The sequence below is a fragment of the Ruminococcus flavefaciens ATCC 19208 genome, assembly GCF_000518765.1.
Classification (GTDB): Bacteria; Bacillota; Clostridia; order Oscillospirales; family Ruminococcaceae; genus Ruminococcus; species Ruminococcus flavefaciens.
Genome location: NZ_KI912490.1, coordinates 252,527 through 274,681 on the forward strand (window position 1 = coordinate 252,527; position 22,155 = coordinate 274,681).

Consider the following 22,155-nt stretch of genomic DNA (forward strand, 5'->3'; position numbering starts at 1 on the left):
TTGTTTATCCGTGTATTTTCTCGTCGAATTTATTCTTGCTCCCTGCGCCTGAAATGTCAACAGGATAATTGCCTGTAAAGCAGCCCTTGCAGTAGCCGAAACGATCGTCCACAAGCTTACCGAGGCAATCTACAGGCAGGTATGCAAGACTGTCCGCACCTATATACTGCGCAATTTCTTCAGTTGAATGACACTTGCCTGCAATGAGGTTCTCCTCAGAGTCGATATCCGTACCGAAATGACAGGTGTGCAGGAAAGGCGGCGACGAAATGCGCACATGGACTTCCTTTGCCCCTGCTTCACGCAGCAGCTTTACTATTCTCGCACTTGTTGTACCGCGGACTATTGAATCATCTATCATTATTACCCTCTTGCCTGCTACGCTCTCACGTACTGCGTTCAGCTTTATCTTGACAGCGTTCTCGCGCTGATGCTGCTCGGGCTGAATGAAGCTTCTGCCGATGTACTTGTTTTTGATGAAGCCGATGCCGTAAGGTATTCCGCTTGCATTTGCATATCCGAGAGCCGCATCAAGTCCCGAATCGGGAACTCCTATAACTATATCTGCATCAACAGGACTGCTCTTGGCAAGCAGCTCTCCTGCTTTCAGCCTTGCATGATGAACTGAGATCCCCTCGATAACAGAATCTGGACGGGCAAAGTAAATATACTCAAAAATGCAGATATTACGCTTATTCGTACAATTGGTGCGTATTGACTGCAAGCCTTCCTTTCCTATGACGACTATCTCACCTGCGTCTACATCGCGCAGGAACTCAGCTCCCACTGTTTCAAGGGCGCAGGACTCAGAAGCAACAACGTATGCCCCGTCATGAGTTATGCCGATACACAGCGGACGTAAGCCGTCAGGATCACGGAAAGCTATGAGCTTTGTTGCTGTCATAAGTATACAGGAATATGCACCCTTTATAAAAGGCATCGCCCTTTCAACAGCCTGCTCGGTGGAGCTGCTTGTCAGTCGCTCACGGACTATGGAATAGGCTATTGCCTCAGTATCTGATGTGCCGTGGAAGATAGCTCCCGACATCTCAAAGGAGCGCCGCAGCTCTGCCGCATTAACCAGATTTCCGTTATGAACGAGAGCCATATTGCCCTTGATATGACGTATTACAAGGGGCTGTATATTGTTGTGATTATGTCCTCCTGTTGTGGAGTAGCGAACGTGTCCCACAGCCATATTACCGCTGCCAAGCTTGTCCAGCTCTTCTCTGCTGAACACCTCCGAAACCAGTCCGTCCGCACGTTTATGCCTGAATATACCATCATCACAGACAGTTATGCCGCAGCTCTCCTGACCTCTGTGCTGGAGTGCATACAACCCGAAATATACCGATGCGGCAACGTCAGAGGTCTTGTTTTCGTATATACCGAAAACTCCGCATTCTTCGTGGATACTGTCAAACATTTATTACGCCTCGCTTATAAGTATTGCTCACTAAGCTTATCTATTATTGCCAATGCCGCAAGACTTTTCTTCTTGCGCTTGTTCATAGCGTACTGCTCAAGATAAGCGTGTGCTTCCTCCTCAGTCATGCCCTTGTACTGCATGAGCATGAACTTTGCCTTGTCAATTGCCTGTATCTCCTCTATTTTTGATTCGAGCCTGCGGTTCTCCTCATATAATTTAAGGGAGCGGTTAACGGCAATGTCAAGGGTCTTTACCAACTGATAAAGCAGCGTTCGGCTGAAGGGCTTTCCGACAATGATTATACCTGTCTTTTCGGCACGTCCCTCGATCTTTTCGGTCTGCTCCTCCTTTATCATAAATATGCAGTTGGCAGTAGTATTCTCAATGATGTATTCCGCAAGCTCAAAGCCCGATTCGTCCATGAGCGGAGAGTTTATCACAGCAAGCTCCACGGACGGGTCAACATCGAAAACAGTCTTTGCCTGATAGGCTGATTCAACGAGTTTGGGCGTACATCTGAACGAATCGCGGAGGAAATTCACAAGAGCTTCAGAGGCGGTCTTATTACTTGAAACTACAAGAATTTTTTCCAAAGCTTACCTCCGTCAGAGACTGTAAAAATATTGTTTTTCCTCGAATGCTTCCTTATTGTATGCGGAAGAATATTCAGCCCATTCGTCACGGCTGAATTTCAGCAGCACCTCAAGTATATTTGCAGGCACGTACTTCTTCACAAATTCAGAACTCTCGGTGCAGGTAACTGCCTCATCAAGTGTAGACGGCAGACGCTCCGAACCGCTGTTCTTTTCGTGAAGAGAAAGCTTTTCCTCTATGCCTTCAAGTGCCGAATATATCATCAGACCAAGAACAAAATACGGGTCGCTGACACAGTCCGCAGCGCGAAGCTCAACACAGGCGTTATCGCTGTCGGGATTCATACGGATAAGCTGTGAGCCTTCCTCGTCCGACCATATGATATCACGGGGAGCTGTGAACTCACCCAGTCTTTCGTAGGAATTCACAGTTGAATTGGTGAAAAGAGTAAACTCGCGGATACGCTTCATTATGCCTGCCGCCGCATATTTCAAAAGCTCATTGCCAACCTGATTTGTCTCCTCAAGCATATCGTTGTCAGGGAAAACATTAAAGCTGATATGCATACCGTTTCCGCAGTCATTGCGAAGGGGCTTCGGCATGAAGCTTGCGTGTACATCATGGGTCTCAGCAACAGATTTTACAGCTGATTTGAAGCTGAGGAAGGTATCGGCCGCTTTCAGCGCAGACGATGCGTTGAAGTCTATCTCATGCTGACCGCAGCCGCTCTCGTGGCGTGAGGATATAGGGTGAATACCCATCTGTTCAAGAGTGAGACATACATCGCGGCGGATATTTTCGCCCTTATCATCGGGAGCAACATCACAATAGCCTGCATAATCATGTGGAGTCTTTGTAGGCTTACCGTTTGCGTCCTTGCGGAAGAGAGTAAACTCGCAGGAAGTACCGAAGCGGAAGCAGTAGCCTGCATTGACAGCTGTTTTCATTGCCTTTTTAAGGAAGTATCTGCCGTCCCCTTCAAAGGGAGTGCCGTCTGCATAACGGATATAGCAGAACATTCTTATAACTCTGCCCTGCTGAGGTCTCCACGGGAGAACAGTCATGGTCTGAGCATCTGGAAAGAGGAACAAATCCTTACCGTTTGCTGCCTCAAAGCCTGCTATTTTCTTTGCTGTGATACGCACTCCGCGCTCAAAGGTAACTGCCAGTTCCGATGAAAGTACAGAGATATTTTTCAGTCTGCCTTTCAGATCGCAGAATGTCAGCTTGACGAATTTAACATCGTTTTCCTCGATATACTGCAATATCTCATTTTCTGAATAGATCATTTTAGCCTCCGTATCATAGATTGGTGTAGCCCATAAGGTATTCGTCGACCTCTGCCGCTGCGTCACGTCCCTCACGGATAGCACGTACTACAAGGGACTGTCCGATGTGCATATCGCCTGCGGTGAATACCTTATCAATATCTGTGGAATGTTTGCCGGGTGCTGTTTTTACATTTGTGCGCTGATCCAGTGATACGCCGAATGCATCGGCGATATACTGCTGACAGCCGAGGAAGCCTGCTGCAATAAGACATAACTCGCAGGGAATGATCTCCTCGCTGCCCTCTATTTCATTCATGGTACGCCTGCCTGTTTCGGGGTCTGTACCAAACTGGAGCTTTACAGTCTTTATTGCCGACAGCTTGCTGCTTTCATCCTTGATGAATTCCTTTACCGTTGTGCAGTAGATTCTCGGGTCGTGACCGAATACTGCGATTGCTTCCTCCTGACCGTAGTCGGTCTTGCATACTCTCGGCCACTCGGGGAACGGATTGTTCTCGGCTCTCTCGTCGGGGAGCTTAGGCATCATTTCAAGCTGAACAACAGACTTGCAGCCGTGACGGACAGAAGTTCCAACACAGTCATTGCCTGTATCACCACCGCCGATTATTACAACGTTTTTATCTTTTGCGGAGATATACTTGCCGTCTTTCAGCTCTGAGTCAAGCAGGCTCTTTGTTGTAGCTTTGAGGAAATCAACTGCGAAGTATATTCCCTCTGCGTCGCGTCCCTCGGCTTTGATGTCACGGGGATTTGACGAACCGCAGGCAAGTACGACAGCATCGAAGCTATCCAGTATCTCATCAGCGGAAACATTTTCGCCTACATTGGAATTAGTCCTGAACTCAACGCCCTCAGCCTTCATAAGCTCTGTGCGGCGTTCAATAATGTGCTTTTCAAGCTTCATATTCGGGATACCGTACATAAGCAGTCCTCCCACACGGTCGGAGCGCTCGAACACTGTAACATTGTGACCGCGCTTGTTGAGAGTATCAGCTGCTGCAAGTCCCGAAGGACCTGAGCCGATCACTGCTATACGCTTGCCGCTTCTTACTGTAGGTATCTGCGGCTGCATAAGTCCGTTTGCAAAGCCGAATTCGATTATTGAATTCTCATTTTCCTTAGTAGTTACAGGCGAATCGTTCACACCGCAGATACAAGCCTTTTCGCAGAGTGCGGGACATACTCTTGATGTGAATTCGGGGAAGTTGTTGGTCATAAGCAGACGGCTCAGCGCCTGCTCCTTCTGACCGTGGTAAAGAAGGTCATTCCACTCGGGAATAAGATTGTTCAGCGGACAGCCCGATATCATGCCGCAGAGCATTTTACCGTTCTGGCAGAATGGCACTCCGCAGTCCATACAGCGTGAAGCCTGCTCACGGCGGTGTTCTTCACTGAGCGGTACATGGAACTCGTTAAAGTCCTTTATACGCTCAAGAGGTTCTTTTGCAGTTGTTTCAGTTCTTGTATATTCAAGAAATCCTGTTGCCTTTCCCATGACTCACGCCTCCTTTCTGATGAGCTCGAAGGCTTCTATCATAGCCTGCTCGCTGCTCACGCCTGATTTTTCAAGTTTTGTTACTGTCTTTTGTATCTTCGCATAATCGTGAGGTATTACCTTCTTGAAGCATGGCAGATAACGCTCAAAGTCTGCAAGTATCTGCTTAGCCTTTTCAGAGCCCGTAGCCTCTGCGTGTTCTGTGATGATAGTCTTCAGCTTCTCTATGTCCTCTTCTTCGGCAACTGTTTCAAGTGAAACAAGAGCCTTGTTGAGACGGGTGTAGAGGTCATGCTCCTCGTCGAGAACATATGCTATACCGCCCGACATACCTGCGGCGAAGTTCTTGCCTGTACGTCCAAGGATAACAGCGCAGCCGCCTGTCATATACTCGCAGCCGTGGTCGCCAACGCCCTCGCAGACTGCTATAGCTCCCGAATTTCTTACGCAGAAGCGCTCGCCTGCAACGCCGCTGATAAATGCCTTGCCCGAAGTTGCTCCGTAAAGTGCAACGTTTCCGACAATGATATTCTCATCAGCCTTGAATGTGGAAGCCTTTGGCGGACTGAGCACAAGCTTGCCGCCTGAAAGTCCCTTGCCGAAGTAATCGTTGCTGTCGCCGCTGAGCTCAAGAGTGAGTCCCTTTGGTATGAAAGCACCGAAGGACTGTCCGCCGCTGCCTGTACATTTAACTGTGAATGTGTCGTCAGCAAGTACGTTTTCACCGTGGATACGTGTTATCTCCGCACCTGTGAGAGTGCCCACAGAACGGTCTGTATTCACAACGTCGATGGAAATAGACTTGGAAGTTCCGTTTTTCAGCGCACTTCCCAGCTTCTTTATTATAACACGGCGGTCTATGGTATTGTCAAGTTCAAAATCGTAAATATCATCTGCATCGAAATGCTTTTTGCCGTCAACTGTGCTGTTTGCGAGAATATTTGCAAAGTCGATGTTCTTTTCGGCTGCACTGTCCTTGATACGGAGAAGGTCTGTACGTCCTACAAGCTCGTCAACTGTGCGTATGCCAAGCTTTGCCATATACTCGCGGAGTTCCTGTGCTACAAAGTGCATGAAGTTCACGATGTATTCTGGCTTGCCGCGGAAACGTTTTCTCAGCTCGGGATTCTGTGTAGCTATACCCATAGGACAGGTATCAAGGTTACAGACTCTCATCATAACGCAGCCCATTGTTACCAGTGGAGCTGTTGCAAAGCCGAATTCCTCAGCACCGAGAAGTGCAGCAACAAGTACGTCGCGTCCTGTCATAAGCTTTCCGTCTGTCTCTATGCGGACTCTTGAACGGAGACCGTTGAGCATAAGTGTCTGGTGAGCTTCGGCAAGTCCCAGCTCCCACGGAAGTCCTGCGTTGTAGATGGAGCTCTTCGGAGCTGCACCTGTACCGCCGTCATATCCTGAGATAAGGATAACCTGTGCGCCTGCCTTTGCAACGCCTGCTGCAACAGTTCCTACGCCTGCTTCGGATACCAGCTTTACGGAAATGCGAGCCTTGTCATTTGCATTTTTAAGGTCGTAAATAAGCTGTGCCAAATCCTCGATAGAGTATATATCGTGATGAGGCGGAGGTGAGATAAGTCCCACGCCTGCTGTTGAGTGACGGGTCTTAGCGATCCACGGATATACCTTTCCTGACGGAAGATGTCCGCCCTCACCGGGCTTAGCGCCCTGTGCCATTTTTATCTGTATTTCCTGAGCAGAAACGAGGTATTCAGATGTAACGCCGAAACGTCCCGAAGCTACCTGCTTGATAGCTGAACATTTATCGGATTTAAGACGCTCGGGGCTTTCTCCGCCCTCACCGCTGTTGGACTTTCCGCCGATGCTGTTCATAGCCATTGCCATACATTCATGTGCTTCCTGAGAAATAGAACCGTATGACATAGCGCCTGTCTTGAAACGCTTGCAGATGCTCTCGACCGACTCTACCTCGTCAATAGATATCTCAGATGCACTGTCGAAATTGAAGTCAAGGAGACTTCTCAGCGTCAGCTCATTGTCCTCACGTGTAAGAGCTTCGGAATACTTTTTAAATGTATCGTAGCTGCCCGTCCATGCAGCCTGCTGGAGCAGATGTATTGTCTCGGGAGTGTAAAGATGCTCACTTTTTCCGCTGCGGAGCTTATGGCTGCCTGCGCTCTTTACATCGCTGACAACATGAAGTCCGAGAGGATCGTAAGCTGCTGTGTGGAGAGACTCTGTACGACGGCTGATATCAGCAAGTCCTATACCGCCGATGCGGCTGACAGTACCTGCAAAATATCTTTCGATAAGCTCCTGAGAAATACCCACAGCCTCAAAAAGCTTGCTGCCCTGATAGGACTGGATAGTGGAAATTCCCATTTTTGAAGCTATCTTTACGATACCGTGGAGGATAGCGCTATTGTAGTCGTCCTCGGCAGCGTAGAAGTCCTTGTCGAGAGAGCCGTCCTCAATGAGTGAACGAATAGTTTCATGTGCAAGGTATGGATTAACAGCACAGGCACCGTAGCCTAAGAGTGCTGCAAAGTGGTGTACCTCTCTGGGCTCTGCACTTTCAAGTATCATAGCAACTGCTGTGCGCTTCTTTGTTGAAACGAGATGCTGCTGGAGTGCAGAAACTGCAAGGAGAGAAGGTATCGGACAGTGGTACTCGTCAACACCGCGGTCGGAAAGGATAAGGATTGAAGCACCGTCACGGTAAGCCTTGTCTGCCTCGATGAAAAGTCTCTCGATAGCCTTGTCAAGCGATGTTCCGATGTAGTATGTTATCGGGATAACTGCACTTTTCAGTCCCTTCTGATTAAGGGCTTTTATCTTGAGCATATCTGTCTCGGTAAGGATAGGATTTTCAATTTTCAGAACATGGCAGTTCTCGGGACGCTCTTCAAGAATATTTCCGTCCTTGCCGATGTAAACGCTTGTATCTGTAACGACTTCCTCACGGATAGCGTCAAATGGCGGATTTGTTACCTGTGCGAAAAGCTGGCGGAAATAGTTGAAAAGCGGAGGCGCCTGCTTGTCAAGAGGCGGGAGCGGGATATCACTTCCCATGGAAGCGATAGGCTCAGCACCTTTCTCAGCCATTGGCAGGACAGATGTATGGATATCCTCATAAGAGTAGCCGAATGCCTTGTGAAGTCTTGAAAGCTCGTCCTTTGAATATGTCTGCACGCCCTTGTTGGGGATATGCAGGTCATGGAGACGAACAAGGTTTGCGTCCAGCCATTCGCCGTAGGGCTGGCGTGAAGCATACATGGACTTTACTTCATCGTCCTCGATGATACGTCCCTGCTTTGTATCTGCAAGGAGCATCTTACCCGGACGGAGACGATCTTTCTTCACTATCTTCTCGGGGGCGATATCTATACAGCCAGTCTCAGATGAAAGAATGAGGAAGCCGTCATTTGTTATGCAGTATCTTGAAGGACGGAGACCGTTTCTGTCGAGGACTGCTCCCATAACGTCGCCGTCAGAGAAAAGTATAGATGCAGGACCGTCCCACGGCTCCATCATTGTAGCGTAATACTGGTAAAAATCATACTTTGCCTTTGAGATAGTCTTGTCATTTTTCCAAGGCTCGGGAATTGTTATCATAACTGCCAGCGGAAGGGGCATACCCGACATTACCATGAATTCAAGAGCGTTGTCAAGTCTTGCGGAGTCAGAACCGTTTACATTTATAGCTGGAAGTATCCTGTGCATATCGTTTTTAAATGTCTCACAGGTCATAGTCTCCTCACGAGCAAGCATCTTGTCGGCATTGCCTGTGATAGTGTTTATCTCGCCGTTGTGCACGATGAAGCGGTTTGGATGAGCCTTCTGCCAGCTTGGATTGGTATTTGTGGAGAAACGCGAATGTACCATTGCTATAGCTGCTGTGAAGCTCTCGCTCTGAAGATCGGTGTAAAATCTTCTCAGCTCATCAACGAGAAACATACCTTTATATACTATTGTACGGCTCGAAAGTGAGCATACATATGTGTCCTCGTTGGACTGCTCAAATTCGCGTCTTGCAATAAAGAGCTTACGGTCAAAGTCAAGACCTTTTTTGCAGCTGTCGGGTCGCTTTACAAAAGCCTGCATGATGCATGGCATACTGTCAAGAGCCTTGTGACCGAGTATAGAAGGTGAAGTCGGTACTTCACGCCAGCATATGAACTCCATGCCATTATTGTCGGCTATCTTTTCAAAGAGCTTCTTTGCGCGGTCGCGTCTGAGCTCGTTCTGCGGGAAGAAGAACATACCGACACCGAAGTCTCCTTCCTCTCCGATGTCTTTGCCAAGCTTTTTGACCTCTTCTATAAAGAAGCTGTATGGCATCTGTACAAGTATTCCGACACCGTCGCCTGTCTTGCCCTCAGCGTCCTTGCCTGCACGATGCTCCAGTTTTTCAACGATAGTGAGAGCATTTTCCACAACATATCGTGACTGCTTACCATTAATGTTAACTACTGCTCCGATACCGCAGTTATCATGCTCAAATCGCGGACTGTAAAGTCCCTGCTGCTGGTAAGGAGCTTCCTCTCTAAAGTTATCCATATCATTCACTAACCTTTCAATAATCCGAGCGCCATTGATCGGATTATAATAAAAAAGACGTTTCAGCAGACAAATAGCCTGCTAAAACGTCCTTGTTCCTGTCAATATCTTATCACGTTAAAGCGGAAATGTCAATAGGTAAATCTGGCATTTGAACGCTTTCGTGAAATTTATACAGTTATTCTTAACTAACACCAGTGTAAAAATATGAGATACGTCAAATTTCAGAAAAGCTATTGACAAATCGCTCACAAGGGGCTATAATGGCATTGTAAACAGCAAGGGAGCTGCGGATATGGAATCCGTAGCTCTCTTTTTTGGTTTATAGCGCTAATTCCATACACGAAGGGGTGTATGAAGTCTGAGGACTTCTGCACCCTTTTGATTTTTATGCTGTATCTTTTTAGGAGGAATTTCTATGGACTCTCAGACAATTTTACAACAAGCCATGGATGAGACAGGCGGTCTGGTCTTTGGCGTATGGTTTTTAATAGGCGCTGCTCTTGTATTCTTTATGCAGGCAGGCTTCGCAATGGTGGAGACAGGCTTCACCCGTGCAAAGAATGCAGGCAATATCATCATGAAAAACTTAATGGACTTCTGTATCGGTACAGTTGTTTTCATTCTCATAGGCTTCGGTCTTTTATTCGGTGAAGACCTCGTTGGTATAATCGGACAGCCCGGATTTGATATCTTCACTTCCTACGGCTCATTCGACTGGTCAAACTTCGTTTTCAACCTTGTATTCTGCGCAACAACAGCTACTATCGTTTCAGGTGCAATGGCTGAAAGAACTAAGTTCCTTTCATACTGCGTTTACTCAGCTATCATCAGTGCAGTCGTTTATCCTATCGAAGCTCACTGGGGCTGGGGCGGCGGCTGGCTCAGTCAGTGGGGCTTCCACGATTTCGCAGGTTCAGCACATATCCACATGGTTGGCGGTATCGCAGCTCTCGTAGGTGCAGCAATCCTCGGACCGAGAATCGGTAAATTCCACAAGACAAAGGACGGCGAGATCAAGGTAAACGCTATCCCGGGTCATAACCTTACAATCGGCGCACTTGGCTGCTTTATTCTCTGGTTCGGCTGGTACGGATTCAACGGTGCAGCTTGTATTTCAATAGATCAGCTCGGTTCAGTATTCCTTACAACAACAGTTGCTCCTGCAATCGCAACAGTAACCTGCATGATATTCACATGGGTAAAATACGGAAAGCCAGATGTTTCAATGTGTCTTAACGCTTCACTTGCAGGTCTTGTAGGTATCACAGCTCCCTGTGATGTTACAGACTGCCTCGGCGCTACAATAGTTGGTATAGTTTCAGGTCTACTCGTATGCTTCGGCGTATGGTTCCTTGATTACAAGCTCCACATCGACGATCCTGTCGGTGCAGTAGCAGTTCACATGATGAACGGTATCTGGGGCACAATTGCAGTTGGTCTCTTTGCTAACCCTGAGGTTCCCGGCTACTCACTGGTTGACCAGAACGGCGATCAGCTTGCAGGTCTCTTCTACGGCGGCGGCTTCGGACTCCTGGGCAGACAGCTTGGCGGATTCGCAGCTATCGCTTGCTTCACAGTAGTTTCAATGATAATCGTTTTCCAGCTTATCAAGCACACTATCGGACTTCGTGCTTCAGAGCAGGAAGAGATCATCGGTCTCGATATCACAGAGCACGGTCTTATCTCATCTTACGCTGACTTCGCACCCGCACTTACAGATGCAGGAATGTTCGGCTATACTAAGGAAGATGCAAAGAGTGTACAGGTAGTAGGTACTCCCGAAGCTCCTGCTGTTCCAGTTGACAAGGCAGTTGAAGTTGAGAACTACTCAGTTCCTTCACCTGACGGCGCAACAAAGCTCACAAACATCGTAGTAATATTCAAACAGCAGAAATTACAGCAGTTCATCGAAGCTATGGAACATATTGATGTCAAGGGAATCACAGTAACAAACGTTCTTGGCTGCGGAATGCAGAACGGACAGACAAACTACTACCGTGGCGCAGCTGTTGAGATGAACCTGCTTCCTAAGGTAAAGGCTGAGATCGCAGTATGTGCGGTTCCTGTTGAAAAGGTAGTTGCGGCAGCAAAGGCTGCACTCTACACAGGCAACTACGGTGACGGCAAGATGTTCATTTACGACATCGAGAACGTTATCAAGATACGTACAGGCGAGGAAGGCTACAACGCACTCCACGACTCTGCTGAATGGGAAAAAGCTTAAAATCTCATGAGCAGACTGCAAGTGACGGTTAACTTGCAGTCTGCCTCACAAAAATATGATTTGGAGGTAATTACAATGGAAAAGATAACTGATTATTTTGGTTCAATGGTATTCGATGACAGAATAATGAAAGCAACGCTTTCAGATAAAGTATACAGATCACTGAAAAGGACTATTGACAAGGGAACTCCCCTTGACATATCCGTTGCAAACGCAGTTGCGGCTGCTATGAAAGAATGGGCAGTTGAAAAGGGCGCTACTCACTACACCCACTGGTTCCAGCCGATGACGGGCGTTACAGCCGAGAAGCACGACAGTTTCATCTCTCCTGCACCCGACGGAAGAGTTATTATGGAGTTCTCAGGCAAGGAGCTTGTAAAGGGTGAGCCTGACGCTTCTTCATTCCCATCGGGCGGACTTCGTGCAACATTTGAAGCAAGAGGTTATACAGCATGGGATCCAACTTCTTATGCATTCATCAAGGACGGCACACTTTACATTCCTACTGCATTCTGCTCATACACAGGTGAAGCTCTTGACAAAAAAGTACCTCTTCTGCGTTCAATGGAAGCTCTCAACAAGCAGGCTATCCGTATACTTAAACTCTTTGGCAATGACAAGGTTAAGAGCGTAAAGACTTCTGTTGGTCCCGAGCAGGAATACTTCCTTGTAGACCGTGAGATGTGGAAAAAGAGAAAAGACCTGATCATGACAGGTCGTACCCTCTTCGGTGCAATGCCTCCAAAGGGACAGGAAATGGACGACCACTACTTTGGCTCTATCAAACCGAGAGTTGCCGAGTATATGGCTGATCTTGACAAGGAACTGTGGAAGCTGGGCATTCTTGCAAAGACCAAGCACAATGAAGTTGCTCCTGCTCAGCACGAGCTTGCTCCTATTTACGATACAACAAATATCGCCGCTGACCACAACCAGTTGACAATGGAAGTAATGCAGAAGGTCGCACTTCGTCACGGACTTGTTTGTCTGCTCCATGAGAAGCCATTTGCAGGCGTAAACGGCTCAGGTAAACACAACAACTGGTCTATTTCGACTGATCAGGGCGAGAACCTTCTCTCACCGGGGGAAACTCCTGCTGAAAATGCGCAGTTCCTGCTCTTCCTTGCAGCTGTAATAAAGGCTGTTGACGACTATCAGGATCTGCTTAGACTTTCAGTTGCTACCGCAGGCAACGACCACCGTCTTGGCGCAAATGAAGCTCCGCCTGCTGTGATATCAATATTCCTTGGTGATGAGCTTACAGCAGTTCTGGACGCTATCGAAAAGGATAAGCCATACGGCGGAACAAAGAAAGAAAAAATGCAGCTTGGTGTTGATGTTCTTCCGAAGTTCAGTAAGGATTCCACTGACCGTAACAGAACTTCCCCATTTGCATTTACAGGCAACAAATTTGAGTTCCGTATGCTTGGTTCCTCCAACAGTATATCATGCGCTAATATCCACCTCAATGCAGCAGTTGCCGAGGAGCTGAAGCAGTTTGCAGACAAGCTGGAGGGCGCAAAGGACTTCAACAAGGCTCTCCACGAGCTCATCAAGAAGACTATCAAGGATCACAAGCGTATCATTTTCAACGGCAACGGATACGATGATTCATGGATAAAGGAGGCTGAGAAGCGCGGTCTTATGAATCTGAAGACAACTGCTGACGCTATGCCGAAGATTTGTGATAAAAAGAACGTTGATATGCTCACTTCTCACGGTGTGTTCACCGAAGCCGAGATATATTCGAGATGCGATATTATGCTTGAAAACTATATCAAGACAGTTAATATCGAAGCTATTACTATGATAGATATGGCACGCAAGGAGATAATCCCTGCTGTTGCAAAATTTGCTGCTGATACAGCTTATGCCGTATCAATTAAGAAGAGTGTATCAAAGGCAGCCTGCAAGTACGAGAGCAGTCTTGTTACGGAGCTTTCGGAACTCATAGATGAAATGGATTCGGCAACAACTAAGCTTGAAAAGGTAGTGACTGACTTCAAAAAACAGGACGTTATCATAAAGGCTTCCGAATTTGTCCGTGACACTATGCTCCCTGCAATGGATAAGTTCCGTGCAGCTGCTGACAAGGCAGAGACATTAACGGCTGAATCTTACTGGCCGTTCCCTGCATACGATAAGCTCCTTTTCGGAGTGTGATATTCAAGAGTATCAGAAAAGTCTTTTATAGACAAATCCTTGAAATACAGCATAAACTACAGAGCCAACAGCATTATAGCCGTTGGCTTTGTAGTTTTTCAGGTAATGTCGTTGTTATATATCAAAACAACCTTCCTTTTATATCAAAGCAGTAATTATCTGCGGTTATGGAGCGTTTATGCTCCTTGTCAATATCACATTAATAGAGTATATCATATTGAGTATCTTTTTTTTACTTGTATAAATTCTTACAACGCAAAAAGGCTCACTGAAATCAGTGAGCCTATAAATCAAATGTCTGTGACAAAAGGTGTTATGAGTATCATCAGCATACATACAGGGCAAATGAATTTTATCATTACATTGTAAAGAAGCTTTGAGCGAAAACGCTTTTCACCAAGCATTACCTCTTCTTCTATGTATTTTATCTTTACAACATAGCCTATGAGTATACAGGTAAGGAATGCAAGCACAGGCATCATTATGTTGTTTGTGATGAAATCGAAGAAATCAAGTATCTGCATTCCGAACAGCTTTATATCGGACCATGCGCTGTATCCGAGTACGGAGAGCATACCGAGTATGAATGTTACAAAAATGACTATAATACAGCTCTTTGTGCGGCTGAAACCGAATTTCTCAATGACAACAGCTGTAACTGTCTCCATAAGTGATATAGAGGAAGTAAGTGCGGCAAGAGTTACCAGAATGAAGAATGCTGTGCCGATGAATTGTCCTGCCGGCATTGTTGCAAATACCTTCGGAAGGGTATTGAACATAAGTCCGGGACCTGCGTTTATTGAAGTACTGTCGCCGTTTGAGAAGATAAATACCGCAGGAACGATTATCATACCTGCAAGTATAGCCACGGCTGTGTCGAATATCTCTATCTGTCGAACTGAGCCTTCAAGTGAGTCTTCCTTGCGCATGTAAGAGCCATAGGTCACCATTATGCCCATTGCAATGGACATTGAGTAGAAAAGCTGTCCGCAGGCTGCTGCAATTGTCTGTAAAAATTTAGCAGGGGTGAAATCATTAAGGTTTGGGAGCAGATAATACTTGAGTCCTTCGCCTGCGCCGTCAAGAGTAAGGGTGTATACAGACATTGCCACGATAAGCAGGAGAAGGACAGGCATTAAGAATTCGCTGACCTTTTCGATGCCCTTTTCAACACCGAGGAATACTGCAACAGATGTGAGCAGCAGGAATATTATGAAAAATATCGTCGGCTGAGTGAAATGGCTGATAAAGTTGCTGAAGAAAGGTATGCTTTCTCCCGATTCTGTAATGAATACAGACATATATTTCAGCACCCAACCGCCGATAACGCAGTAATACGGCAGAATGAGAGCAGGTATCACGGCAGCAAGCAGTCCGAGAGGGGAGAAACGCTTATCTACAGCCTTATATGCGCCGATAACGCTTTTTCCTGTTTTCCTGCCAATAGCTATTTCAGTGAGCATGAGTGCGAATCCGAATGTTATGGCAAATATGAGGTATACCAGCAGAAATATACCGCCGCCGTATTTAGCGGCAAGATAAGGGAAACGCCAGATGTTTCCAAGACCGACTGCCGAACCTGCCGCAGCAAGTATAAAGCCTATCCTGGAACCAAAGCCTCCTCTTTCAGAAGTTTTGTTATTAGTTTTCATAAACATTGTCCTTTCAGTATGTCATTAGCAGAATATATGTATAATTATATCATCATAAAATCCAAAAATCAATCTTGACAACTGAAAATTTTCAATAACCGTCTCTCTTCTCTATAAATGATATTGTTTATTTATAATACAAAAGTAACGTATTCGTGACCTGTCCTCCCTGTTAAGTAGACAGTCGAAATAACAAAAAATTCTATTAGATTACCAAAAGCAATCTGTGCTAATTGTGCAGATTTCTTTTATTTTCAATACTGTCAGGCAGTCATGCCGAATACGCTTTATGTTATTATATTGGTGTCATGCTTTAGGCAAAAGTAGCATCAGAGCTGAGATAATGTCATTCATCAAAAAAGACGATGATTTTCTTATCGTCCAACGTTATATTGATAAATATTTAATCCGTTCGTTATTATCCTATTTGTATTATTAGAATAATAATCAACAAACAATGCACAAAAGATTTTATATTATTTACATTATTTTGTTGATATAGCCTTGACGCGATTATACAGAATGTGATACAATAATAATATAGCAGTATAATAAAAACAAATAAACATTTTCTGAAAATATAACCTTTGGCGAAGGGGATAGATTATATACAATATATTTCCCCTTTTTATACTAATTATCAAAGAAGGTCTGATATATGAATAGATAAGCTGCACTTACTGTTTCATGGCATTGAAGTGCTGTAAGAAAGGTTGATTATTATGAGTAAAATAGAGCTATTGAACGCTTCATGTGCGGACCAGACAGTAGATGCGGTTGTAAATGCAGCAAACAGCGGATTATGGGCTGGCGGAGGAATATGCGGTGTTATATTTCAGAAAGCAGGCTCAAAGGAGCTTACAGAGGCTTGCTCTGCGTATAAGACTCCGTTGAACGACGGCGATGCTGTTATAACCCCTGCATTCAACATGACAAACGTTAAGCATATAATCCATGCTGTAGGGCCTGATTTCTCATATACTCCTACTGCTTTTGAGGAATTATTCAATGCGTACTATAATTCTCTGTGCGTATTAAAGGAAAATGGGCTTCACAGCATATCATTTCCACTTATAAGCGCAGGTATCTTTGGAGGAGATTTACCGGATCCTGCTGGGGAATCTGCCAAGCAGTGCTGTCGAGCGTATAAAAAGTTCACATCCGACTATCCCGGATATGAGATAGAGGTAAAGCTTTGCGCTTTTACGTCCAGAGAAATGGCGTCAGCTCAGAATGCTTTCAATAAGTTTATAAAGTAACGAAACTCCCTGTGTGAATAACACAGGGAGTTACTTATAATATAAGACCTATATTGATTTTAAGTGGTTTTTATGGTATACTTAGTATATAATAAATGAAATAACAAGAAGCGAGGCGGTAATATGAACGAATTGTCTAAATATCTTTGTTTACTCCTCAGACATCAGCCTGAAAAAGCGGAGCTTTACATTGACGAGCATGGTTGGGCATCTGTTGAACAGCTAATAATTGGAGTTAACCAGCATAGCAGCTTCAGAGATGCACAAAGAAGGATATAAGTTCGGAGTTACCGAGAATGAGGTTTGGTGTACCGAGGAAGTACCTGTGAAGTATATTTGTAGCAGAGTTTATACCAAATAACAGGAGATATAAATCTGAAATGAAGAATAATAGTTACGCAAATGTGTGTTGTGTATGCAATGTATTAATTACCATCATAATTACATTTGTTACAGCGATTATACTATATCATATTTTTGAACGTGTATTTGCGGCAGTATTGATTTCTTTCTTGTTTTTCTGGGGATATGCCTGGATCGAGGAAAAATGGCTTTCAAAATATGTTAATAATATTGTTAAATTTTTTTTGAGAGATAAATAATATCATTGATACTAAAAGCAAAATGGATACAGTTGGGAGCAAGGAGACTATGTCTGAAAATAAAGGAAATGGTAAGATCACGTATGGGAAATACTGAAAGAAATAAAGCTTATTTTCATCTTCCGGGGCTTTTTGAGTTCTATGACCTGTACAGTGTGTTTCTGCCGCTGTATCGTGAGCATCGGGAATATTTTTACGACTGGTGTGAAATAGCATCTGTCTATGGTGCTCCTGCCGACTGTATCTGGGGCGGAGGACGAGTCGGATTCGGCGAATATGAAGCTGAAAAAGTGCTCGCACTTATGAATGAATACGGCATTTCTTCAAGGCTCACTTTCAGCAATTCGCTTTTAAAACCTGAACATCTCACAGACAGGAAATGCAATGCCCTGTGTGAGCTTTTTGCCGAAAGAAAAGGTGTTCAGAACGGTGTGATAATTCACTCAGATCTTCTGCTTGAACACATTAAAAACAATTATCCCGGCCTTTATTTCGTTTCCTCGACAACAAAGGTTCAGACTGATTTTGATGAGTTTTTAAAAGAAACAGACCGTGGCGATTTTAAATATGTTGTTCCTGATTTCAGGCTGAATAAGATGTTCGGTAAACTCGATACACTTTCGCAGGTCCAGAAAGATAAAGTGGAATTCCTTTGCAATGAATGCTGCTCGTTTAACTGTAAAGACAGAAAAGCGTGCTATGAAAATGTAAGCATGAAAAATCTCGGAGAAAACTGTCCCGATCACATCTGTACCGCGCCTGATGCAGGGGAAGGATACCGTTTTTCAAAGGCAATGAAAAATCCGGGATTTATCAGTATAGATGACATCATCAACATCTATCTGCCTCTCGGTTTTTCTAATTTCAAAATAGAAGGCAGAGGACTTGGAAGTGCTGTCAATCTTGAATTTCTGCTTTATTATCTCATAAAAACGGAATACCGGATTACTGTCCGTGAAGAGATCTATCTTGACAGTATGCTGGATCTGTTCTGAAGAGTGCAATGTCAGAACTTCAGTGCCCACTTTATTGGGTTGCCTGTATTTGCCCCTTTTAGGGGCTGTGCAAACCACCACTGAAATGGTGGTTTTGATTTTTAACAGAAAATTTAGTGACAAACATGTATATATGTGGTATAATAATTAATATCAAAATCCAGGTGAGATATTATGATGTATATAACCGGAAATATACACGCCTCTCCTGAGCCTATATTCGATCTTGCAGAGAAATACGAACCCCAAGAGGCTGCCGGATTGCTTAAGAAACATATTACTGCAAATAATCAAAATGAAATAGGAGGAATATAAAAATGAAAAAAATGACATCTGCACAGGCTGCAAAAGAGCTGAAAAGACTGAATGAATTACATACTTCACTGATTGAAAAAGAGCAGAAGTCAGCTGTGTTTACAGCTGCTATCCAGGAAGATATTGAGTTAGCACGCCCTGAATACTCATATAGTGATATGCAGACAGAGCTTCAGAGCATTGAGAAACAAATTATCAGCCTGAAGCACTGTATCAACCAATTCAATCTGTCCTATGTGATCCCGGGATTTGATATGACAATAGATCAGATGCTTGTGTATATCCCTCAGCTGACAGCAAGAAAGAAAAAACTTGAAAGAATGGCGGCTCGTCTGCCGAAAGAGAGAGTAAACAGCAGTTTTTCTCATTCTTCAAACTTCATTGAATATATTCACAGCAACTATGATGTAGATGCTGCAAAAAAAGATCTTGCCGAGACTTCCGCACTGCTTGCTGAAGCTCAGATGGCGCTTGATCTGGCAAATACAACAGTGGAATTTGAGGTAGAGATATAAATTTTTTCCGAGATCAGGCAGTTTTCAGATAACAGCGGAGTGAGGTTTATTGTAAAGCACTCTATTATCATAGGTTATTATTAAAATTGTTATTTGTTATAAGTCAAGGTTTAATTTATGACTGTTGAAATACACAGCCGATGATACAAATATGCCCTGCCTGTTCTGAAAACCTTGTGTTCGGAGCGGTCAGCCGTTTCGTGCACTGAGCAGATGAGGTTCGGTTTCAGTCTGCTTATATATAATGCCTAATAAAACAGATTACCGCTGCCATATCAATTATGACAGCGGTATTATATTGCAAAATACAGTTCCTTTAATTGGCTTATGTCTCCAGAGCTTTGCTGTGGGGCAGGGGCTAACAAAAGCCGCTATGATATAATTCATAACGGCTTTTCGTCTGTTTTATAGTTTTTTATTCATACACTTGAAAATCAAATCCTGCATATTTTTTCATTAAAAAACATCTTAGAATCGTTTTCTTTATTTTGAAACGATTTTTCTAAGTTCGATAAGATCAAAAATGTTCAATATTCCGTCATTGTTGAAGTCGTAGTTTTTATTGCCAAGGTTGCAGTAGTTTCCTAAAAGGAAGTTTTTAAGGAGCTGAACATCTTCTGCTGTATATGATTCTGATTCAGCTTCTGAAATAATAAGATCACCGTTGTTCCATACAACCTCATTCTTTTCAGCAGTACCGATAAAGGTTAGTTTTTCTGTGCAGAAAGCACCTTCTGAATCATACCATGTAATTATTAAACTGTCATCAGTTTCATTGCAGGTAAAGAACCATACATCATCATTCATATATGCAATACCACGTCCGTTTGAAATATGATAGTTAAAATCACACTGGTCTTTATTCACTGTATCATAGGATACTGAATCTTCTTCGTTTCCGCTGAACCAGTAGTAATCTCCTTCAAGATCATTGGTCAGGTCCTTGCATTTCCACAATCCTTTGGCGAAATATGTTCCTTTATTCAGAGTATTATCAAGCTTTATTTCCTTGCCGTTATCATCAACACATTTGCCTGTGAAACGGTCAATGTTATAACATTGAAAAACTGAGTCTTCATTACAATAAATGTCCTCTGTAAAATAGACATCTGCTGTTGTGAATCCGTCTTTGATCATAATGCAGTCAGGATTTAATAATATACCTGTTTTTTTCTCATAGTAATTAATCAGGAGTTCTCTTATCTCAGCATTGCAGAGATAATCAAAATCATCAGGAGAAACGGCGGAGATGTAGTTCATTACATCTATTCTTCCGTTGGGATAGTTCAGAGTTGCTCTGTCTTCCCAAACTGAAGCACTTGTTTTTACAACATCACCTGTAGCAAAAGTCTTTGTGCACAGATTGTTTTCGAGACTGTACTCACCATTTTCTTTCAAGCCGCACTCAGCAGAGAACGATATGAAGTCTTTTCCGTTCGGATCAAAATATATGTACTCTGAAAGTGCTGTGCCATTATAACGCACTTCCCAGAATCCGGGTTTAAATGTGCTGACTTTTTCACCCGTACCATGAGGCCCGAGTTCTGCTAAGGTATCCGGGTCGATAAAGGTTTCATCTTCAGGAGTCAATTCTGTTAATGGCTGAGACCCCTTTTCCTGTCCGGGTGTCAAAAGATCAAGAGTATCTGATGCATAGTATGTATACCCGTTCTCATTGCAATAGTTTTTAACTTTATCAATGATATCGCTGTTTTCAGTATATTCAAGCAGATAAACATCTTTTCCGTAATCACTTACAAGTTTACAGTAATCCTGGAAATACTCTCTTGTATCATCATCATTTTCTGTAAATAAATCGTTATCCCAATCTATAGCACTGAAAACAGTCTCTTGATTTACAGCATCCATAACAGCATTCAAGCTTTTGTTTTCTTCAGCATATTTTGAAACATATGTATCACCTCCGTTGATGATAACGTATGTGTCATATGCTTTTAATCCCATCAGAATATCGGTTACACCGTTATATATCTTGTCATTTTGAAAATTGTAATATACGTCGCAGTTATCGACCCAAAGTCCATCAACGCCCTTGTCAAGAATTTCCTTTGCAAGCTCGCCAACAACGAAATTCTGCCATTCCTTCTGTGAGACATCAATCCACTTCTCATCTGTCCAGTTCTCATATGTACCAAGAGAATATTTTTTGTATTTCTTGTAATAAGGACGGAATTTTTCAACAGATCCGAGATTGATATAGCTGTAAACAGTGTGGCCTGATTCTTTCAGCTTGCTGATCTCATCGTTCTCAAAATACTGTGCATCGATCACGATCTTCTTGTAATTGTTCATATAGGAGATATCCTCTGGATCTGCACCAAGAAATACTCCGTACTCATATTTCATATTTGCTGTTTCAGCTTTAATACAGCAGGGATTAATTGATATTGCCGTAAAGCAGGTTGTCAAAGCCGTGATTAGGCTTGTAATTTTTTTATTATTCATTATAATCCTCTTTTCATTAGGTCTTGTTTAGTATGTGAGTTTTTAGACGTTTTGTGTGGTAGGGGGAACATGATGCGATAAAGCAGCATACTTCAAAAAATGTTATGAATAGTGATTTTTTTCATAATAACCTCCTTTTTATGATATGTTTTTTATAATGATAAAAGGATGTACCGATTAAAATGATAAATATATATTTTGTCGATATCCCTTTTATTAATTATAATCGTAACAGGAATACTGAATGTTACATTTTTGATGTTGTTATAAATCGGATTTTAATCAGTGAGTATTCAATAACCGCAGCGAGGTAGTTGGAGTTTGAGTTTTCTTATATTTATGTGCTGTATATAAATATATACGAATTGAAAAATAGTTTTCAGACAAAAAATCTAATTATTAATTAAGTAGTGTATTATTTTATGGGCATATGATATATAAATAATTGAGTGATGAAATTATTATGCCGTCATATAACTAAACATAAAATGAAGCGGCAGCCCATTGGGCTGCCTTTTGCTTTGTATATAATAATTATTGTAAATATTATCCTGTCAGATGAAGGTAAATGGCTGATACAGCTTAAAAGTACGGCACATTTGATCAGAAATA

General features: G+C 43.6%; 14 protein-coding genes. 7 read left to right on the forward strand and 7 right to left on the reverse strand.

Annotated features, from left to right (window positions below):
- Nucleotides 1-4: 4 nt before the first annotated feature.
- The 5 genes from purF to gltB are packed head-to-tail and all read right to left on the reverse strand — an operon-like array spanning nucleotide 5 to nucleotide 9,349.
- Nucleotides 5-1,426, reverse strand: a complete 1,422-nt coding sequence (purF, locus tag L870_RS0111305) for an amidophosphoribosyltransferase (protein WP_028518238.1) — start codon at nucleotides 1,424-1,426, stop codon at nucleotides 5-7.
- A 14-nt stretch (nucleotides 1,427-1,440) separates the two neighbouring features.
- A complete protein-coding gene (locus L870_RS0111310; protein WP_028518239.1) occupies nucleotides 1,441-2,022 on the reverse strand; it encodes an ANTAR domain-containing response regulator in 582 nt (193 codons plus the stop codon).
- A gap of 12 nt (nucleotides 2,023-2,034) precedes the next feature.
- Nucleotides 2,035-3,312, reverse strand: a complete 1,278-nt coding sequence (locus tag L870_RS0111315; protein ID WP_028518240.1) for a glutamine synthetase family protein — start codon at nucleotides 3,310-3,312, stop codon at nucleotides 2,035-2,037.
- Nucleotides 3,313-3,325: 13 nt separating this feature from the next.
- Entirely contained in the window at nucleotides 3,326-4,810 is a 1,485-nt protein-coding gene (locus L870_RS0111320; protein WP_028518241.1) for a glutamate synthase subunit beta, read from the reverse strand.
- Between the two features lie 3 nt (nucleotides 4,811-4,813).
- Nucleotides 4,814-9,349: a glutamate synthase large subunit gene (gltB, locus tag L870_RS0111325; protein ID WP_028518242.1), complete on the reverse strand. Its 4,536-nt coding sequence runs from the start codon at nucleotides 9,347-9,349 to the stop codon at nucleotides 4,814-4,816.
- Nucleotides 9,350-9,767: 418 nt separating this feature from the next.
- On the opposite strand from gltB, the gene L870_RS0111330 reads away from it, so the two are divergent.
- Complete coding sequence (locus tag L870_RS0111330) at nucleotides 9,768-11,576, forward strand: ammonium transporter (RefSeq protein WP_028518243.1); 1,809 nt, start codon at nucleotides 9,768-9,770, stop codon at nucleotides 11,574-11,576.
- A gap of 75 nt (nucleotides 11,577-11,651) precedes the next feature.
- A complete protein-coding gene (locus tag L870_RS0111335) occupies nucleotides 11,652-13,739 on the forward strand; it encodes a glutamine synthetase III family protein (RefSeq protein WP_028518244.1) in 2,088 nt (695 codons plus the stop codon).
- A gap of 290 nt (nucleotides 13,740-14,029) precedes the next feature.
- On the opposite strand, the gene L870_RS0111340 is transcribed toward L870_RS0111335, so the two are convergent.
- Nucleotides 14,030-15,391 (reverse strand): sodium-dependent transporter, encoded by a 1,362-nt coding sequence (locus L870_RS0111340; protein WP_028518245.1) that lies wholly within the window; start codon nucleotides 15,389-15,391, stop codon nucleotides 14,030-14,032.
- Between the two features lie 722 nt (nucleotides 15,392-16,113).
- Here L870_RS0111340 and L870_RS17430 point away from each other — a divergent pair.
- The 5 genes from L870_RS17430 to L870_RS0111370 all read left to right on the forward strand — a co-directional run bounded on the left by L870_RS17430 (nucleotide 16,114) and on the right by L870_RS0111370 (nucleotide 19,077).
- On the forward strand, nucleotides 16,114-16,650 hold the full coding sequence (locus L870_RS17430) for a macro domain-containing protein (protein WP_051411527.1): 537 nt from the start codon (nucleotides 16,114-16,116) through the stop codon (nucleotides 16,648-16,650).
- A gap of 123 nt (nucleotides 16,651-16,773) precedes the next feature.
- Nucleotides 16,774-16,929, forward strand: a complete 156-nt coding sequence (locus tag L870_RS19025; protein ID WP_080676431.1) for an RNA 2'-phosphotransferase — start codon at nucleotides 16,774-16,776, stop codon at nucleotides 16,927-16,929.
- Nucleotides 16,930-17,335: 406 nt separating this feature from the next.
- Nucleotides 17,336-18,247, forward strand: a complete 912-nt coding sequence (locus tag L870_RS0111360; protein WP_028518247.1) for a hypothetical protein — start codon at nucleotides 17,336-17,338, stop codon at nucleotides 18,245-18,247.
- A gap of 174 nt (nucleotides 18,248-18,421) precedes the next feature.
- Nucleotides 18,422-18,562 (forward strand): hypothetical protein, encoded by a 141-nt coding sequence (locus L870_RS19345; protein WP_155250195.1) that lies wholly within the window; start codon nucleotides 18,422-18,424, stop codon nucleotides 18,560-18,562.
- Nucleotides 18,563-18,564: 2 nt separating this feature from the next.
- Nucleotides 18,565-19,077: a hypothetical protein gene (locus L870_RS0111370; protein WP_028518248.1), complete on the forward strand. Its 513-nt coding sequence runs from the start codon at nucleotides 18,565-18,567 to the stop codon at nucleotides 19,075-19,077.
- A gap of 483 nt (nucleotides 19,078-19,560) precedes the next feature.
- Here the strand turns inward: L870_RS0111370 and L870_RS19030 are convergent, their stop codons facing one another.
- Nucleotides 19,561-21,543: an endo alpha-1,4 polygalactosaminidase gene (locus tag L870_RS19030; RefSeq protein WP_080676432.1), complete on the reverse strand. Its 1,983-nt coding sequence runs from the start codon at nucleotides 21,541-21,543 to the stop codon at nucleotides 19,561-19,563.
- Nucleotides 21,544-22,155: the final 612 nt, after the last annotated feature.

What these genes read in the sequence shown, in the direction of transcription:
- purF (WP_028518238.1), bottom strand. Translation starts at nt 1,426, where the DNA reads ATGTTTGACAGTATCCACGAAGAATGCGGAGTTTTCGGTATATACGAA.
- L870_RS0111315 (WP_028518240.1), bottom strand. Translation starts at nt 3,312, where the DNA reads ATGATCTATTCAGAAAATGAGATATTGCAGTATATCGAGGAAAACGAT.
- L870_RS0111320 (WP_028518241.1), bottom strand. Translation starts at nt 4,810, where the DNA reads ATGGGAAAGGCAACAGGATTTCTTGAATATACAAGAACTGAAACAACT.
- gltB (WP_028518242.1), bottom strand. Translation starts at nt 9,349, where the DNA reads ATGGATAACTTTAGAGAGGAAGCTCCTTACCAGCAGCAGGGACTTTAC.
- L870_RS0111330 (WP_028518243.1), top strand. Translation starts at nt 9,768, where the DNA reads ATGGACTCTCAGACAATTTTACAACAAGCCATGGATGAGACAGGCGGT.
- L870_RS0111335 (WP_028518244.1), top strand. Translation starts at nt 11,652, where the DNA reads ATGGAAAAGATAACTGATTATTTTGGTTCAATGGTATTCGATGACAGA.
- L870_RS0111340 (WP_028518245.1), bottom strand. Translation starts at nt 15,391, where the DNA reads ATGAAAACTAATAACAAAACTTCTGAAAGAGGAGGCTTTGGTTCCAGG.
- L870_RS17430 (WP_051411527.1), top strand. Translation starts at nt 16,114, where the DNA reads ATGAGTAAAATAGAGCTATTGAACGCTTCATGTGCGGACCAGACAGTA.
- L870_RS19025 (WP_080676431.1), top strand. Translation starts at nt 16,774, where the DNA reads ATGAACGAATTGTCTAAATATCTTTGTTTACTCCTCAGACATCAGCCT.
- L870_RS0111360 (WP_028518247.1), top strand. Translation starts at nt 17,336, where the DNA reads ATGGGAAATACTGAAAGAAATAAAGCTTATTTTCATCTTCCGGGGCTT.
- L870_RS19345 (WP_155250195.1), top strand. Translation starts at nt 18,422, where the DNA reads ATGATGTATATAACCGGAAATATACACGCCTCTCCTGAGCCTATATTC.
- L870_RS0111370 (WP_028518248.1), top strand. Translation starts at nt 18,565, where the DNA reads ATGAAAAAAATGACATCTGCACAGGCTGCAAAAGAGCTGAAAAGACTG.
- L870_RS19030 (WP_080676432.1), bottom strand. Translation starts at nt 21,543, where the DNA reads ATGAATAATAAAAAAATTACAAGCCTAATCACGGCTTTGACAACCTGC.